This is a genomic window from Streptomyces sp. NPDC054863 (genome assembly GCF_053610825.1).
Window position 1 is genome coordinate 1 of sequence record NZ_JBSGZD010000048.1, and the last position, 17,473, is coordinate 17,473.

At 72.9% G+C, this 17,473-nt stretch carries 10 protein-coding genes; 2 read left to right on the plus strand and 8 right to left on the minus strand.

Going from position 1 to position 17,473, the window contains the following annotated elements; translation table 11 throughout:
- The 5 genes from pqqB to pqqA form a co-directional block, all read right to left on the minus strand.
- The coding region (pqqB, locus tag ACWGIG_RS12310) for a pyrroloquinoline quinone biosynthesis protein PqqB (RefSeq protein ID WP_453321490.1) at positions 1–725 on the minus strand (725 nt) is incomplete at its 3' end.
- The gene (pqqE, locus tag ACWGIG_RS12315) at positions 722–1,816 is read right to left on the minus strand and encodes a pyrroloquinoline quinone biosynthesis protein PqqE (protein ID WP_453321491.1); all 1,095 of its coding nucleotides are present in this window, start codon (positions 1,814–1,816) and stop codon (positions 722–724) included. The genes pqqB and pqqE, both read right to left, overlap by 4 nt.
- Positions 1,809–2,081: a pyrroloquinoline quinone biosynthesis peptide chaperone PqqD gene (gene pqqD, locus ACWGIG_RS12320; protein WP_453321492.1), complete on the minus strand. Its 273-nt coding sequence runs from the start codon at positions 2,079–2,081 to the stop codon at positions 1,809–1,811. The genes pqqE and pqqD overlap by 8 nt, the downstream gene beginning before the upstream one ends.
- Complete coding sequence (pqqC, locus tag ACWGIG_RS12325; RefSeq protein WP_453321493.1) at positions 2,078–2,800, minus strand: pyrroloquinoline-quinone synthase PqqC; 723 nt, start codon at positions 2,798–2,800, stop codon at positions 2,078–2,080. Before pqqC ends, pqqD begins: the two co-directional genes overlap by 4 nt.
- A gap of 34 nt (positions 2,801–2,834) precedes the next feature.
- Positions 2,835–2,942, minus strand: coding sequence for a pyrroloquinoline quinone precursor peptide PqqA (gene pqqA, locus ACWGIG_RS12330; protein ID WP_453321494.1), 108 nt, complete (start codon positions 2,940–2,942; stop codon positions 2,835–2,837).
- 404 nt (positions 2,943–3,346) lie between these two features.
- Here pqqA and abc-f point away from each other — a divergent pair, with 404 nt between their 5' ends.
- Entirely contained in the window at positions 3,347–4,984 is a 1,638-nt protein-coding gene (gene abc-f, locus ACWGIG_RS12335; protein WP_453321508.1) for a ribosomal protection-like ABC-F family protein, read from the plus strand.
- Positions 4,977–6,686 carry an ABC-F family ATP-binding cassette domain-containing protein gene (locus tag ACWGIG_RS12340; protein ID WP_453321495.1) on the plus strand — a complete coding sequence of 570 codons (1,710 nt, stop codon included), beginning with the start codon at positions 4,977–4,979 and terminating at the stop codon, positions 6,684–6,686. Before abc-f ends, ACWGIG_RS12340 begins: the two co-directional genes overlap by 8 nt.
- Positions 6,687–6,744: 58 nt before the next feature.
- On the opposite strand, the gene ACWGIG_RS12345 is transcribed toward ACWGIG_RS12340, so the two are convergent.
- The 3 genes from ACWGIG_RS12345 to ACWGIG_RS12355 form a co-directional block, all read right to left on the minus strand.
- The gene (locus ACWGIG_RS12345) at positions 6,745–7,299 is read right to left on the minus strand and encodes a hydrolase (protein WP_453321496.1); all 555 of its coding nucleotides are present in this window, start codon (positions 7,297–7,299) and stop codon (positions 6,745–6,747) included.
- Between the two features lie 141 nt (positions 7,300–7,440).
- The gene (locus ACWGIG_RS12350; RefSeq protein WP_453321497.1) at positions 7,441–10,281 is read right to left on the minus strand and encodes an alpha/beta fold hydrolase; all 2,841 of its coding nucleotides are present in this window, start codon (positions 10,279–10,281) and stop codon (positions 7,441–7,443) included.
- A gap of 39 nt (positions 10,282–10,320) precedes the next feature.
- Positions 10,321–17,445, minus strand: a complete 7,125-nt coding sequence (locus ACWGIG_RS12355) for an SDR family NAD(P)-dependent oxidoreductase (RefSeq protein WP_453321498.1) — start codon at positions 17,443–17,445, stop codon at positions 10,321–10,323.
- Positions 17,446–17,473: the final 28 nt, after the last annotated feature.

Sequence of the window (17,473 nt, forward strand, 5' to 3'; positions counted from 1 at the left end):
ACCGGGAGATGGCCCATCAGGGGCTGCCCGGCGTCCTCGGAGCGCACGGCCGCGCCCAGTTCGTCCGCGCTGAAGAAGGTGCCGTCCAGCAGGACGCAGGACGCCGACGCCAGCAGGTCGTCGAAGCCGTCCGGCCAGGCGGCCAGGCAGGGGGCGTAGACCAGTGCCCCGCCGGTCGCCGGGTCCTCGATGCGGTAGGCGCTCACCCAGGGGGCGTCCGGGGCCGGGCCGCCGACGTATTTGGGGACCTTGGCACTGACGCGGTGGGTGGTGACGGTGAGTCCGCCGGTCAGTTCGAACCCGCCGGGGACGGTGCTGTCGCGCCAGTCCCACGGCGCGTAGCGGTCCAGCAGGCCGCGCAGCGGCAGGTCCGCGGTGAGGGCCTCGCGCACCGGGGGCGCGGCGTGCACGGTCAGGTCCGCGCCGCCCCGCAGGACGGTCAGCCCCAGGGCGTGGTCGACCTCGGCGTCGGTGAGCAGCACACCGCATACGGGGGTGTCGCGCGGGCCGGGGCCCGCCGCCAGGGCGGGTGCGGCGAGGAGCTGGGTGCGGATGTCGGGCGAGGCGTTGAGCAGCCACCAGTCGCGTCCGTTGCCGCTGACGGCGACGGACTCCTGGGTACGGGCGGGCAGTTCACCGCGCAGGCAGCGGGCGCACAGTGCGCAGGCGCAGTTCCACTGCGGGAAGCCGCCGCCCGCCGCGGTGCCCAGGAGGATCGCTCTCACGGCGCCACCGGCTGCCGCGGCACGAACGCGGGCGGCGCGCCCTCGGTGACCTCCGCCAGGGCCGCGTCGGCCAGTTTCCGGTGCGGGGAGAGGCCGCAGGCCGGGTCCGTGGCCGCGGCGTCGCCGGTGAGCTGGAACGCCTGGCAGCGGCAGCCGCCGTGGTCGGTGTGGCGCTCGGGGCAGCTGCGGCACGGGTCGCGCATCCAGCCGGTGCCGCGGTAGGCGTTGAAGGCCCTGGATTCGTACCAGATCTCCGACAGCGGGCGGCGCAGCACGTTCTCCACCGGGAGGGTGGTGATGACGGACGCCGCGGGGCACGGCAGCACGTCGCCCGCGGGGGTGACGGTGAGCTGGATGTTGCCCCAGCCGTCCATGCACGGTTTGGGCCGGTCGCCGTAGTAGTCGGCCGCCACGTAGATCAGGTCGGGGCCGCCCGCGTGCTTCGTGCGGGCGCGGCGCACGGCCAGGTCGGCGGCGGCGAGCTGGCCTGCGGTGGGCATCAGTGCGGCGCGGTTGCGCAGCCCCCAGCCGTAGTACTGGGTGTTGGCCAGCTCGATCCGGTCGGCGCCGATGTCGACGGCGAGGTCCACGATCCGCTCGATGCGGTCGATGTTCCCGCGGTGCAGTACGACGTTGGCGGTGAGCGGGAGCCCGGTGGCGGTGACCGCTTCCGCGGCCCTGAGCTTGGCCGCGTGCACCCGGGCTCCTGCGACCTGGTCGCCGAGGCGTGCGTCGGCGTCCTGGAGGGAGAGCTGGACGTGGTCGACGCCCCGGCCGGCCAGGTCCCTGGCGCGCTCGGGGGTCAGGCCGACGCCGCTGGTGACCAGGTTGACGTAGGCGCCGAGCTGCCGGGCATGGCCGACGAGGTCGGGCAGGTCCTGACGGGCCAGCGGCTCGCCGCCGGAGAAGTGCATCTGTACGACGCCCAGCTCACGGGCCTGGGTGAGGATGTCCGTCCACTGCTCGCGGGTCAGTTCCTCGGAGCGGCGGACGAGTTCGAGGGGGTTGGAGCAGTACGGGCAGTGCAGCGGGCAGCGGTGGGTCAGCTCGATCAGCATGCCCATCGGGGCGCGGACGGTCTCCTCAGCCATCGAGGTCCACCACCCGGCGCTCCGCGAGCCGCAGGAGCAGCGCGCCGACGTCCTCGGCGCTGACGCCCTCGTAGTCCTCGGCGAGCCGCTCCACGATGCGGCCGACGTCGCGGGTGCCGTCGCAGTGGGTGAGTACCGCGGCCGCGGTGTCGTTGAGGACGACGACGCGTTCGGGCAGCAGGGCCAGTTCGCCGCGGGCGGGATCGCTGGTCAGCCGGACGCCGGCCCGCAGGCGCGGCACGGTGGGTTCGGGCAGGAGGGTCATGACCGCGGTGCTCCGTTTCCCGTGTGGTAGTCGAGCGAGTCCAGGACGGCACTCAGCACGCTGCACTTGAAGGCCAGCGCCCGTACGCAGGCTTCCTGCTGTTCCCGGGTGACGGCGTGCCGGGCCACCAGGTCGAGCAGCGAGCGGCCCTCGGGGCCGACCACCTCGATGCGCGCGGTGAAGTACGCGAAGCCCTCCTCCGCGATCCACGGGTGGTGCTCCCTGAGCCGGCCCAGCCGGTGGGCGAGCAGGCCCGGGGAGAACAGTTCGGTCAGTCCCGACGCGGCTGCCTCCAGCCAGGGGCGGCGGCGCGCGAAGTCCGTGTAGGCGTCCACGGCGAAGCGCACGCCCGGAAGGACGAGGCTCTCGTCGAGCACCTCGTCCCTCCGGAGCCCGACCGCCTCGGCCAGCCGCAGCCATTTCTCCGCCCCGCCCGAGGTGGCGTCCGTGCCATCGTGGTAGACGATCCGGGACAGCCACTGCCGCCGTACGCCGGGCACGGGGCAGTTGGCCACGATCGCGGCGTCCTTCTGCGGCAGGCACCGCTGGTAGTACCAGCGGTTGGCCGCCCACAGGCGCAGCTCCCCCTCGTCGAGCAGCCCTTCGTGCATCCGCCGGTGGAACGGGTGCCGGTCCCAGTAGGACGGCTCCAGCGCGTACAGCGCCTGCTTGAAATCGGCCTCGCTCCAGGGGGCGTCGACCTCGTGCGTCACGGGCATCGGTATGCCTGCGTCCTTCCCGGGGCGTCGTGTGTCAGTCGCGGGTGAAGTAGGCGGTGACTTCCATGCCGATGTCGAAGGAAACGAAATCGGGACAGCTCCAGGCCTTCTTGGCGCCGAGTTCCTTTTCAGTGGTTCGCATGCCCTGCTCCTTTTCTCAGAACGGCTTTTTCCGAATGAGCGAAAGCGATACTAACGAGGCCCGGGAAGGGACGGCAATGTTCACCCTGGTGTTCAGCTCAAGGATTTGTCTTCACGCACGGGAATGTGAACATCCTTGGTGCAGGGTGCAGTTGGCCGGTTGCCCGGTACAACCGGCGGCGACCTTCTGCTCTGATACGCTGCCGCGCGGATGGTGCAGTCGAGGAGAGGTGGCCGTGGTGATCGCGGGTGACGACGACATCTCCGGGTGATACCCGGATGTCGACTGCCGCTGATGTGCGCCGAGTGCGCGCAGTCATGTGGCGGTGCCCCCGTGCGCTCTGACCACCACTCCCTCCGGGTGTGCTCCGGCACGCCCGCATCCTCATCTGCGAGGCCGCGTACATGTCCGACGCCAGCATCGTCTGCTCGAACCTCTCCTTCTCCTGGCCCGACGGCACCCCGGTGTTCCAGGACCTGTCCTGGACCGTGGGCGACGGCCACACCGGTCTGGTCGCGCCGAACGGCGCGGGCAAGTCCACCCTGCTCAAGCTGATCGCGGGTGAACTGACCCCCCACCGCGGGTCCGTGAGCGTCAAGGGCCTGCTCGGCTACCTGCCCCAGAGCCTGCCGCTGACCGGCGACCTGAGCGTGGCCGAGGTGCTCGGCATCGCCCCGGTCGTCGCGGCCCTGGACGCCATCACGGCGGGGGACGTGAGCGAGGAGCACTTCGCCACGGTCGGCGACGACTGGGACATCGAGGAACGCAGCCGGGTCCAGCTCGACCGCCTGGGGCTCGGCGACATCCCGCTGACCCGGCGGCTGCACTCCCTGAGCGGCGGCCAGGTCGTCTCCCTCGGTCTGGCGACCCAGCTGATCAGGCAGCCCGACGTGCTGCTGCTCGACGAACCGACCAACAACCTCGACCTGGACGCCCGCCACAGGCTCTACCAGGTGCTGGAGAACTGGAGCGGCTGTCTGCTCGTGGTCAGCCACGACCGGGCGCTGCTCGACCGGATGGACGCCATCGCCGAACTCGACTCGGGCGACATGCGGTTGTACGGCGGCAACTACAGCGACTACGAAGAGGCCGTGGCCGCCGAGCAGGAGACCGCCGAGAAGAACATCCGCACCGCCGAGCAGCAGGTCAAGCGGGAGAAGCGGGAGATGCAGCAGGCTCGGGAGCGGGCCGCGCGGCGGGCCGGTGTCGGCGCCAGGGCCGCCGCGAAGGGCAGCATCTCCAAGATGGCCGCGGGCACGCTGAAGCGGCGCGCCCAGGAGTCGGCGGCCAAGTCGAACGACACGCACGGCCAGCGCCTCGCCGACGCCAGGTCCCGGCTGGACGAGGCGAGCCGGACGCTGCGCGACGACCGCAGGATCGCACTGGAGCTGCCCGACACCCATGTGCCGTCCGGACGCACCGTCTTCCTCGGCGAGGGGATCCAGGTCCGTTACGGGGATCGGAAGCTGTTCGCGGGCGAGGGGGTCGACCTTGAGGTGCGGGGGCCGGAGCGGATCGCGCTGACCGGCCGCAACGGCGTCGGCAAGTCCACCCTGCTGCGGGTCATCAGCGGTGAACTCGCCGCGCACAGCGGTGAGTTCAGGCGGGCCCAGGGGCGCATCGCCTATCTCTCCCAGCGGCTGGACACGCTGCCGCTGGACCTCACGGTCGCGCAGTGCATGGCGCGGTACGCGCCGCACAGGACCGAGGCGGAGCGGCTGACCCTGCTGGCCCGCTTCCTCTTCCGGGGTGCGGCGGCGCACCTGCCGGTCGGGGCCCTGTCGGGGGGTGAGCGGCTGCGCGCCACCCTGGCCTGTGTGCTGGGCGCCGAACCGGCGCCGCAGTTGCTGCTGCTCGACGAGCCGACCAACAACCTCGACCTCGACAGCGTCGAGCAGCTGGAGGGGGCCCTCAACTCCTACGAGGGCGCGTTCATCGTGGTCAGCCACGACGAGCGGTTCGTCAAGGAGATCGGGGTGACCCGCTGGCTGCGGCTGTCCGAAGGCCGCCTTCAGGAGACGGGAGCGCCCGGCGATGAGTGACGCTGCCCCGCACCCGGCAGGCGGGCACGACATCCTCTCCTCCGACCAGCGCTCGGCGCACCTCCTCGCCGAGAACCTGCACTGCGTGCTGGGTGACCGGGTGGTGCTGCACGACGTGTCGCTCACGGTCGCCAGGGGCGAACGGGTGGGTCTGATCGGTGAGAACGGGCGGGGGAAGTCCACCCTGCTGCGCGTCCTCGCCGGCGCACTCGTGCCGCAGCGCGGCGAGGTGGTGCGCGCGGTGGCGGGCCGGGTGGGATTCCTGCCGCAGCGGCCCGACTTCCCGGCCGGTTCCACCATCGAGGACGTGCTGGCCAGGGCGACGGCCGTGATCGGGGAGCTGTCCGCGCGGATGCGCGCCGCGGAGGAGCGGATGTCGTCCGGCGAGGGCCCTCTCGACGCGGTGCTGAAGGAGTACGGCCGTCTCCAGGAGGAGTTCGACCGGCGCGGCGGCTGGGAGCTGGGCGCCCGCATCGGCGAGGTGCTGAACGTCTTCGCCCTGGAGCGTCTCGACCGGTCCCGGCACACCGACACCCTCTCGGGGGGCGAGCGGGCCCGCCTCGCGCTGGCCGCGCTGGTCCTCGACGAACCGGCCGCCCTGCTGCTCGACGAGCCGACCAACCACCTCGACGACCGGGCGGTGGACTGGCTCGTCCAGTGGCTCGCCGCGTACGGGGGGCCGTGTCTGATCGCCTCGCACGACCGGGCGCTGCTGGAGGCGGCCGTCACCGCCGTCGTCGACCTGGACGGCCCCCGCGGCGCCGTCGTGCGCTACGGCGGCGGCTACCGGGACTACCTCGCCGAACAGGCCGCGGCCCGGGAGCGCTGGTGGCAGCGGTACCGGGAGTGGGACAAGGAGCTGGCCGGGGCGAGGCTCCAGGTGCAGAAGGCCCGGCGCAGGGGGCATGTCTTCAGCGGCCGGGCCGACAACGACAAGCTGTCCTACGACGCGGCCGGGAGCGGCGCCGAGCGGGCCGTCGCCCGTACGGGCCGTGCCGCCCAGCTGCATCTGCGGCGGCTGCTCGACGAGGAGGTGCCGCGTCCGCCGGAGCCCCTCGACTTCGCGCCCCCGCAGTCGGCCGACCCGGCCGACGAGGTCGTGGCGATGGCCGACGGGGTGCTGTTGCGGGCCACCGGCCTCGCCGTCGGGCAGGTGCTGCACGGGGCGGACCTGGTGCTGGCCGCCGGCAGCCGGTACGTGATCAGTGCCCCGAACGGTGCGGGCAAGTCGACGCTGCTGTCCGTACTGGTGGGTGAGCGGGAGCCGGACTCCGGGACGGTGGAGCGCGCACCGGGGCTGCGCATCGGGCATCTGCCGCAGGACAGCGACTTCGGGGCGGAGCGGCGCGGACTCCTCGACGCGTTCGCCGCGCGCCGCTCGGCCCATGTCGAGGACGCGGCGGCCGAGTTGACCAGGTTCGGTCTGTTCGGCCCCGAGGACTTCGCCACTCCGGCGAACCGGCTGTCGGTGGGCCAGTGGCGGCGTCTCGAACTGGCGCTGCTCTTCGCCCGCCGGCCGCATCTGCTGCTGCTCGACGAGCCCACCAACCATCTCAGTCTGCTGCTGGTCGAGCAGTTGCTGGCGGCGGTGGAGCGCTTCGGGGGTCCTGTCGTGCTGGTCACCCACGACCGGGCGCTGCGCGAGGCCCACCGCGACGACCTCGTGGAGCTGTCCGGCGGGCGGCTGGTCCGGCCGGCCTGAGTCCGGTACGGCCTTGAGGGGGCGGGAAACCCCGCCCCCTCCGGCCCGCGGGCGCCGCTCAGCGGATGTAGCGCCCGTCCAGGTACTTCTTGGCGAGGCCCAGGTAGCGGGTGTCCTCGGAGTCGCGGATCAGCTCGAAGAAGAGCATCTCCCGCGTGATCAGGTGCACCCCGAGCTGCTGCAGCCGGGCCAGGCCCAGCTCGTGGTCGGACCTGTTGCGGGCGGAGACGGTGTCGGCGAGCACGAACACCGTCTTGCCCTGCTCCAGCAGGCTGAGCGCCGACTGGAGGACGACGACGTGGGTCTCCGCGCCCGCCAGTACGTACTGGTCCCGGCCGGTCGCCGCCACGTGGTCCGCGACGGACGGCTCGCGCAGGAAGTCGAAGTGCTGCTTCTCCAGCCGGGGCGCGCCCTTGGCCGCCTCGTCGAGCGACAGGGAGGGCCCGCCCAGCTTCTTGTGCTCGGTCAGCAGCAGCGGCACGTCGAAGTCCCGTGCCACCTCGGCCACCCAGCAGGTGTTGTGCAGCAGTTGCGTGCCCTCCAGCAGCAGCGGGATCAGCTCCAACTGCATGTCGAAGAGGACGACCGCCGCCTTGTCCTTGCTTACCAGCATCTTCCGCAACCAATCCGTTTCCGTGGGGAGTTGAGTCCTGTGCGCAGTCGAGCGTCCGGATTTCCGTACGTCCGCGTGTCCGTACGTCCGCGTGTCCGTACGTCCGGGTGTCCGTACGTCCGGGTGTCCGTGGCCCCCGGGTCAGGCCCGTTCGGCCCAGAACTCCGTCAGCGTGTCGTTGAAGTCCCGCCCCGCGGTGAGCGGCACGTAGTGTCCGTGCTCCTGGAACTCGCGCACCCGCGCCCCGGGGATCCTGGAGTACTGGGCGACCGCTTCGGCGTCGAGCACGCAGTCCCCGACCCCGCGGACCACCAGGCAGTCCGCGGTGATGTCCGGGAGCCGGTCGACGACGTCGAAGGCCGTCAGGGCCGTGTAGTAGCAGCGCAGGATGTCCATGGAGGACTGCGCGCCGAACTTCTCGGCCAGGTTGCCGCCCCCTCCGAACACCGCTTCCAGCAGGCCCCCGTGGAGGCGCAGTTCCTCGCGCAGGTCGAGGGTGCGCTCGAAGGCGTCCTCGCCGTAGCGGGGTGCGCAGCTGATGAGGGTCAGCGAGCCGACGCGCTCCGGGTGCCGCAGGGCGGTGAGCGTCGAGACGCAGCCGCCCAGCGACCAGCCGACCAGGTCGGCCGGGCCGTCGACGGTGTCCCGCAGGAAGTTGGCCACCTCGTCGGCGAGCGCCTCGAAGGAGAAGCGCTCCTCGTCGAAGGGGACGTCCTTGTGCCCCGGGTACTCGGGTACGTAGACCTTGCGGCCCTGCCGGAGCAGCGCCGGGATCTGCTGGTTCCACGCCCGCCGGTCGCAGTTGAGCGGGGGCAGCAGCAGGGTGGGCCGCCCCTCGTCCCCGTACGCGGACCACCGGGTCTGCGGGAGGACGTGGCGCGCCGGGCGTGGTGTGCCGGGCGCGGCGGCGGGCGCCGTGGGCGCCGCCTCCTCCTTCGGTGCGGCCGGCCGGCCGCCGACGGCGGCGGCGAGGTCGGCCACCGTCTCGTGGCGGAAGAGGTCGTGCGCCTTGATGGGGCTGCCGGCCTTCTGGTAGGGGCTCAGCAGCTGGATGGCCGAGAGCGAGTCCAGACCCAGCGAGACGATCTTGGTGTGGGGCGCCACCCGGTCCCTTTCGCCGTCGAAGCCCAGCAGGGCCGACAGTTGGGCACAGAGTTGCTCGACGAGAGCGTCGTCCACCACGGGTTCCGGTTCGGGCTGCGGTTCGGGCTGCGACCGCGGTTCCGGGGCCGCCTGGGACCGCTGCGGGGCCGGTGTCCCGGTGGGGGCTTCGTCGATCACCCAGTGCCGCCTCTTCTCGAAGGGGTAGGCGGGCAGCGCGATCGGGGCCAGGTCGGCGGGTGCGTCGAGCCGCCGGCCCAGCGCGCGGGCGTCCTGGTCCCGCCACAGGACGACCAGCTCGCGCAGGGCGTCGTCGAGACGGTCGATGTCCGCGCTGCGGGGCACCGGGCCGCTCTCCCCGTCCGGCGCCGACTCCGGCCCCGACTCGCCCAGGGCGGTGAGGAGTTCGTCCCGGGTGCGGGCCACGACGACCTGCTCGTGGGTACGGCGGGAACGGCGCAGCAGGAGTTGGGAGAGGTCCCAGAGCCGGTCCTCCGGCAGCTCCGCGGCGAGCGCCCGGCAGCGTGCGGCCAGCGTCGTGAGGCTGCTCCGCGACTCGGCCGACAGGCAGAAGGGCAGCGCCCGCCCCGGGCGGCGGTCCACCGCGTCCCGGGCCGCCGGTGCGTCCGGCAGCCTGCGCAGGACCACGTGGCCGTTGGAGCCGGTGAACCCGAAGGCGCTGATGGCGCACAGCGGCTTGTCCTGCGGCCACGGCAGGGGTTCCTGGCTGACCCGGAACGGCTCGACGTCGAGGTAGGAGTCCGCCTTCCCGGTGGCGGCGACCGGGGGGATCGTCGCGTGCCGGAAGGCGAGCAGCGCCTTGATGACGCTCGCCAGGCCCGAGGCGACCAGGGTGTGTCCGATGAGCGGCTTCACGGCGCCGAGGTGGCAGCCCTCTGCGCCGACCCGGCGGAAGGCGGCCCGCAGGCCCTCCAGTTCGATGGGGTCGCCCAGCGGCGTCCCGGTGCCGTGCGTCTCCAGGTAGGCGATCTCCGAGGCGTCGATGCCCTCGCGCTCGTACAGCCCGGAGATCAGCCTGGCCTGTGCCTGGGAACTGGGTGCCATCAGGCCGTTGGTGGTGCCGTTGTGGTTGGTGCCGGTCGCCTCGATCGCCCCGAGGATCCGCAGTCCCCTGGAGCGGGCCTCGTCGTAGCGCATGAGGACGAGCGAGGCGGCGCCCTCGGCGGGTACGAATCCGTCGGCGGCGTCGGTGAAGGGCAGTGACGTGCCCTCGGGGGAGCTCATCCGCGAACGCTGTGCGAAGCGCAGCACCTCCGGGGTGCTGAACACCGACACGGCGCCGACGATCGCGCTGCGGCACTGGCCGGCCCGGATGTTGAGCACCGCCTCGTGCAGCGCGGCGAGCGACGAGGAGCAGGCACCGTCCAGGGTGACCGACGGGCCGTTGACGTCGTAGAAGTAGGAGATGCGGCCCGACAGCGTCGAGGGCGCGTTGCCCAGGAAGCTGTGGGTGCTGTAGACGACGTCGCCGCGCTGCGCCACCAGGGAGCGGTAGTCGCCCGGCAGCCCTGCGGCGAACACGCCGCAGTCCAGGTCGTGCAGGTCGGCGGCGCTCAGATGGCTGTCGTCGACGGCGTGCTGCACCGTCTGCAGCAGGATCCGCTGCTGCGGGTCCATGCACGGCGCCTCGTTCGGCGAGATGCGGAAGAACCGCGCGTCGAACTCCTGGTGTCCTTCCAGGAAGCCGCCGACGAAGTCGGCGCCGTCCTCCTCCCCCGCCCAGCGCCCGGTGGTGCCCACCGCGCTGCGGCCGAGCCGCAGGCGTTCCCAGTACTCCTCCAGGCCGTCGCTGCCGGCGAACCGGCAGGCCATGCCGACCACGACGGGGGTGTCGTCCTCAAGCAGCTCGTCCATGCCCATTCTCGATTCCCTGGCGCGCCGTTGCCTTGCCGATTTCGGTCACTCGAACCAGAACCGGTTCTGTTCGAACGCGTAGCCCGGCAGATGAAGCCGGCCGAACCGCCCGTCGTCGAACATCGTTCTCCATGCGAATTCCTTCCCCTCCAGATAGCTGTCCCGTAGCTCCTCCAGCGCCGCGCGGTGACCGGGTCCTGCCGCGTCCGGCAGCGTCACCGGGTGCGTGGTCAGCTTCTGCGGCCGGCACTTGGCCACCTCGTCGGGCCTGGCCTGCGCGAGGCACCGGACCAGCTCCGAGGTGCTGGAGACGATCCAGGCCATGCGGTACTCGAAGTGGTCTCGGCCGGCCGTCAGGGTGTGGGCGATGTCCCCGAGGTCCGCGTGGACCGCCTCGGGGCCGCCCAGCCACTCCAGCAGGCCGTCCCTCATCCGCGTGAGCGAGGCACGGGAGCGGGCGCTGAGCGTGACGGGCCAGTACGGCCGCGAGGTGCGCGCGGCCGGTGGCGGGGCGGGTGCCTCGGAGAGGACCGCGTGCGCGTTGGAACCGCCGAACCCGAAGGAGCTGACGCCGGCCACCAGCGGGGCGCCCCGCTCCCACCCCTCGTTCTCCAGCAGCAGCCGGAAGGGCGAACCGTCGAGCTCGACGAGCGGGTTGCGCTCCTTGAAGTTGATGTTCGCCGGGAGCCGGCGGTGGCGCAGGCACAGCAGCAGCTTCAGCAGCCCCGCCATCCCGGCGGCCGGCTCCAGGTGGCCCACGTTGCTCTTCACCGCGCCCAGCGTGATGCTGCCCACCTCGCGGTGGGGTGCCAGCCGCTCGAACGCGGTCCGCAGTGCGCCGATCTCGATGGGGTCGCCCAGGTTCGTACCGGTGCCGTGGGCCTCGATGTGGGAGACCCGGGCGGCAAGTTCCGGTGTGTAGGCCCGGGTCAGCAGGGCGGCCTGGGCCTCGGGGTTGGGGGCGGTCAGCGAGTTCGAGCGGCCGTCGTGGTTCTCGGCCACCGATTCGATCACCGCGAGCACGGCGTCGCCGTCCCGCCGGGCGTCGGCGAGCCGCTTGACCGCCACGCAGCCGACGCCCTCCGCCCGTACGTAACCGTTGGCGTCCTTGTCGAAGGTGGCGCAGCGGAAGTCCGGGGAGAGCACCCCGAGTTTGCTCGCCGCGTCGGTGGCGGCCGGGTCGACGAGGACGCTCACGGCGCCGACGAGCGCCACGTCGCACTCCCCCGCCGCGAGCGAGAGCACGCCCCGGTTCAGCGCCACCAGGGCGCTGGAGCAGGCGGTGTCGAGCGTCTGGCTCGGGCCGGTGAAGTCGAGCAGGTGGGACACCCGGTTGGCGAGCATGGCGTGCGCGTTGCCCGTCACGCTGTAGGGGTGGTCCCGGTCCTCGCTGCCGCGCAGCGCCGTCTGGTACTCGCTGAACTGCACCCCGGCGAAGACGCCCACCTCCCGCAGCGTTCCGGGCGCGTAACCGGCGTCGAGCAGGGCGTTGTAGGCGCTCTGCAGGAAGAGCCGGTGCTGCGGGTCCATGAGCTTCGCCTCACGGGCGGAGAGCCCGAAGAACGAGTGGTCGAACGCGTCGAACCCGTCGATGGTGCCCGCGAAGTACTGCTTGTCGCCGCCCTTCCAGCGGTCGACCGGGCGGATGGCGCTGCCGTTCTCGACGAGCAGCTGCCAGAAGTCCGCCAGGTCGGCGCCGCCGGGCATGATGCCGCTCATCCCGACCACGGCGTACCGGCCGCGGCCGGTGCCGGGCTCCTCCGCGGCGGGCGGCGCAGGCTGTGGCTGTGGCAGTGACTGCGACTGCGACTGTCCCGCTCCGGCGGACAGGGGCCGCGGTGGCACGGCGGAGGCCGGGGGCCGCGGTGGCACGGCGGCCGGCTGCCCCCCGTCCGCGCCCGGTGCGCCCGGTGCGCCCGCTGCGCCCGGTGCGTCCGCGTCCGCCGCGCCCTGGTCGTGCAGATAGGCGCTCAGCGAGGTGATGCTGCTGTACTTGAACAGGGCGTTGGGCGGTGTCTCCACACCGAAGCGGGGGCCCAGTTCGCGGGCCAGGTGCTGGAGCATGACCGAGTCGTAGCCGAGGTCGCCCCACCTCCTGTCGAAGGCGACGTCCTCCTGCCGCAGACCGGTCTGGGCGCACACCAGCTCCAGGAGCCGTCCGCCGATGTCCTCCAGCGTCGCGCCGGGGCCGGCGGCCGGACTCCGGGTGGCGGGCGCGGCGCCGGGCAGCAGCCTTCGGCGCATCCTCACCACGTCACCGACGCAGGGGACGACCTGGTGGCAGGTCTGCGGCAGGCCGTCGATCAGGTCGGCGAACAGCTCCGCGCCACGCCGCGAGGAGAGCGGCTCCATCCCGAACTGGCCGCGCAGGAATCCGGCGAGCGCCTGGTACTGCTCGCGCCGCTCGTCCTCGGCGTCCAGCCACAGCGGCCAGTTGACCGACAGGCTGAGGCCGCTGCGTTCGCCGTCCGCCACGCGCCGGGCGCGCTCGGCGGCGAACTCGTCGAGGAAGCGGTTGGCGGCGATGTAGTCGCTCTGCCCGGTGTTGCCCATGACGCTGGAGATGGAGGAGAAGACGCAGAAGAAGTCCAGGGGCAGCCGGGCGGTGCACCGGTCCAGGTTCAGCGTGCCCCGCACCTTCGGGGCGAGCACCGCGTCCGCGTCCCCGACCGACTTGTTCTGCACCAGGGCGTCCTTGACGACGCCCGCGCAGTGGATGACTCCGTCGAGGCCGCCGAAGCGTGCGCGGACCGAATCGATCAGTTCCCGGGTCCGGTCCTCGGACGCGATGTCCGCCTGCTCGTAGTGCAGGCCGGGCGACGCGGCGATCCACTGCCGCTGTTCGGCGTCCGGCGCGGAGCGGCCGACGGCGATCACCGTGGCGCCGTACCGCTCGGTGAGGAGCCCGGCGACGGCCCGGCCGACCTTGCCGAGGCCGCCCGTGAGGAGGTACCTCCCCGCGGTGCGCAGCCGGACGCCTTCGCCGCGTTCGGTCTCCGCCAGCTCGCGCACCTGGCGGGTGCCGTCGTCCGACCACCTGACCTCGGTGAGCGGCCGGCGGGCTGCGCCCAGTTCGGCCAGCAGGGGGCCCCAGCCGTCGGCGAACACGTCGCCGCCGCGGCGCACCTGGACGGTGCGGACGTGCGGGTTCTCCTCGGCCAGACCGTGCAGGAATCCGGCGCCCGAGTGTGCCGGGGCAGGGTCGTTCTCGCGGGTCACGCCGAGGACCGTGGAGGGGGTGCGGCTGCTCTGGAGGGCCTTGGCGAAGGACAGGTGCGACGCCACCGTCCCCTCGCGCCTGAGGTCCACCCAGTACAGGTGGTCCAGGCCCACCTCACCGGTGAGGTGCTCCACGGCGCGCCGGGCGGCGGTGTCGTCGCCGTCGGGCAGTTCGATCCGGTCCGCCGCCACCGTCGGCGCGTCCCCGGGGCACACCAGGATCAGCCGGGTGCCCTGCGGCGGCCGGGGGACAAGGTGCTCCTGGCCGCGGTCGGTGAGGACCAGGACGTACGGCACGACGGGCGCCGGGCCTTGGGCCGGGTGCGTCCGCCACACCGGGGTGAGCAGCAGTTCGGCAGGGCCGGACGGCTCGGCCGGACCGCCGGGGGCCGGTGCGGTGCGGGCCGCGCGGGCGGGGGGCCGGTGCGCGTGGTCGAGCGTGTCGGCCACGTACCGCTCGGCGGCGAACGGGTAGAGCGGGGCGTCCACGAGCATCCGGACCGGGAACAGCCCGGCGAAGTCGGGGGTGTCGCCGTCGAGGTACGCCGACGCCGCCCCGGCCCAGGGGTCACCGGCGGGCGGGGCCGCCTGGGCCGCCAGGGCCGCCGGTGCTGTCGGTGCGGTCGGGGAGGTGCTGTCCGCGCGGAGCTGGGCGGCCAACTGCTCCACGTTCTGCGCCCAGTAGCCGCGCCGGACCCGGAAGTGCTGCCGGGCGCAGCACAGGGTGTAGCTCAGCCCGTACAGGTACGACGCCGTGTCGGGCGCGTTGCGCAGTGCGTCGAGGAGCTGGTCCGCGCGCCGTCGCACGGCTGCCTCGTCCCGCCCGGAGAGCGGGATGAAGCAGCGCGCGAACCCGGGTGCGGGGCGGTCCTGGCGCGGGGCCACGAACTCCTGGATGATCGCGTGCCCGTTGGCGCCGCCCGCGCCGAACGCGCTCAGTCCGGCGAACCGCGTGGGGCCGCTGCCCCTGGGCCACGGACGGGCCTCCTTGACCAGGGCGAAACGCGAGTCGTCGAGGTGCAGGTCGGGGTTTTCGAGTGCGCAGTGGAGGGTGGGGGCCAGGGCCCGGGCGCCGAGCTGCTTGACGACCTTGACGAGTCCGGCCATCGCCGCGGCGGACTCCAGGTGCCCGATGTTGCTCTTCACCGAGCCCAGGTAGGCGCGGCCCTGCTCGGGCCCTCCGTAGGCACCGCGCAGCGCGCGCACCTCGATCGGGTCGCCGAGCCGGGTGCCCGTGCCGTGCGCCTCGACGTAGGTGACCGCGGCCGGTTCGATGTCCGCCCTGGCCAGGGCGGAGGCGATCACGCGGTGCTGGCCGCGTTCGGACGGCACGGTGAAACCGGCCGTCCTGCCCCCGGAGTTCACCGCCGTCGCGCGGACGACGGCGTGCACCCGGTCGCCATCCCGCAGCGCGTCGGACAGCCGCTTGAGGACCACGGCGGCGGTTCCCTCGCCGGGGACGTAGCCGTCCGCCTCCACGCCGAAGGCCTGGCAGTGGCCGGTGGGGCTGAGGAACCTGCCCTCGGACAGCAGCCGGTACTTCCCCGGGTGCGTCATGAGGTTCACGCCGCCGGCCACGGCGAGCGTGCAGTCCCCGTCCCTGATCCCGCGCACGGCGAGGTGCAGGGCGGTGAGCCCGCCGGAGCACATGGTGTCCAGGGCGATGCTGGGGCCGTGCAGGTCGAAGGCGTAGGAGACCCGGTTGGCGATGGCGGCGAACGAGCTGCCGATCACCCGGTCGGGAGCGGTGAGGTCCTGGTAGTGGCCGAACATGGCGGCCACGAAGACGCCCACGTCGCCGGTCGGCCGGGCGAAGTACCCGGCGTCCTCCAGCGCGTGGTAGACGGACTGCAGGAACCGGCGCTCCTGCGGGTCCATGAACCGTGCCTCGGCGGGGGCGATGTGGAAGAAGACGGGGTCGAAGTCCAGGGCCTGGTCGAGGAATCCGCCGTGCCTGCCGTAGGAGGCGCCGGGTTCGTCGGGTGCGAAGGAGTGGTCCTCGCGCCAGTCCCAGCGGTCGCCGGGTATGACCCGTACCGCGTCGTCGCCCCTCAGCAGGGACTGCCAGAACGCCTCGGTGTCGGCGCCGCCGGGGAACTCCCCGGCCATCCCGACGATGGCGACGTCGTCGGGGCGGTAGGCGTCGTCGGAGGGCGCCTCCTCGACGGGGACCTCCTCGGGAACGGCGACCGAAGGGGGCAACTCGCTTGATACGAAAGGGGGTTGGGGCCGGGTTGCGGCCGTACGAACCTCCGGGGGCGTACGGACCTCCGGGGCCGCAGCGGGCTCCGGCACCTGCGACTGCTGCTGCGCCCCCGCCTGTTCCCCCGCCCGCTCCCCCGCGAGGAAGGACTCCAGCTCGGCGGGGAGGATCTCGACGAGGTGCGCGCCGAGCGCCGCGACCGTCGGGTACTCGAAGAGGACGGCGCGGCTCAGCCGGGACGACCCGGCGATGCCCAGACGGGTCTCGATGTCCCTGCTGACGCGGATGCTGCCGACGCTGTCGAGCCCCGCGTCCAGCAGGTTGTCGTCGTCACGCAGCTGCCGCAGACCGCTGTGCCGGACGATGAGGTCCCGCAGCCACTGCCGGGTGCGGGCGAGCAGGTCCGGGGCGGGCGCCCCGGCCCGGTCGGACGGCTGCGCCCCGGCGCCTCCCACAGCGCCCTGCGGCTCGTCGCCGTCGTCGGAGAGCTTCAACTCGCCCTCGTACAGCGCCAGTTGCCGCACGCCACCGGCGAGGGCCGACATCAGTGCGTCGCAGGCCCGCTCGGGGGACATCGCGCGCAGTCCCGACCCGTCGTCCGGCATCTGCATGCCGTCGGTCTCCCACAGGCCCCAGTTGATGCTGTACCAGTCGGACCGCTGCGCGGACAGCCGGTCGAGGAACGCGTTGGCCGCTCCGTACGCGCTCTGGCCGACGTTTCCCGTGACGCTCGTCAGCGAGCTGAAGTGCACCACCGTGGCGGGCCGGTGCGGGCCGGTCAGGGCGGCCAGGTTGAGGGCCGTGGCCACCTTCGGCCGCAGGACGTTCTCCAGCCGGTCGGGGGTCAGGTGGTACAGCAGGCAGTCGTCCAGCACTCCGGCGAGGTTGAACACCGCCTTGACGGGTCCGACCCGGTCGTGGAGGTGGCGCAGCGCGCCGTCGAGTGCCTCGAAGTCGTGGGCGGGGGCGCCGAGGTAGCTGCGTACGCCCGCTTCCTTCAGTGCCGCCTGCGTCCGTGCATCGGGGGTGCCGCGTCCCAGGACGTACACCCGGGCGCCGCGGCTGCTCAGGTACCGGCACAGGTGGCGTCCGACGCCGCCGGTGCCACCGATGACCACCACCGGGTCGCCCTCGGCGAACACCTCGCCCGCGGCCACGCGTTGCAGTGGCTGCGGCACGTGGCCGAGGCGTGCGATCCGGTCGCCTTCGGCGCGCAGCCGTGCTCCCGGGTGGCGGGTGCCGGCCGCGATCCACGTACGCAGCCGTTCCGCGGTGACGGGGTCGGACGCAAGGTCGCCGCACTCGACCGCCGTGTGGACGAGCGGGTGCTCCTGGGCGGCCGTCCTGGCCATGCCGTCGAGCAGCGAGGAGAGCACGTCCGTCATACGGGACAGCGTGACGAGGTGGACGCGGCGGCCCGACTCGCGCACGGCCTGCAGCAGGGCCAGACCGGCGCGGGCGAACCGCAGCGCCGTTGCGTATGCGGGGGTGCCGTCGGACGGGCCGTCGCCCCACGCCACCACCAGGGTGGTCGCGTGGGCGACGCGCCCGCGCAGTTCCTGCCCGATCCGCTCCGCACTCTCCGTGGCGGGGTCGGCGTACCAGCACTCGGCGCCGAGGGAACGGGCCGCCGCCGCGATGTCCTCCCGGTCGGTGACCACCACTGTGGTGCCGGGAGCGGCGCCGGTCTGCTCGCCGGACCCGTCCGGTGCGGCGAGGTGTGCGTACCGAGGTACTAGCGATTCCATGGGTCATCCCCGTCAGAGAAAAGTGAAG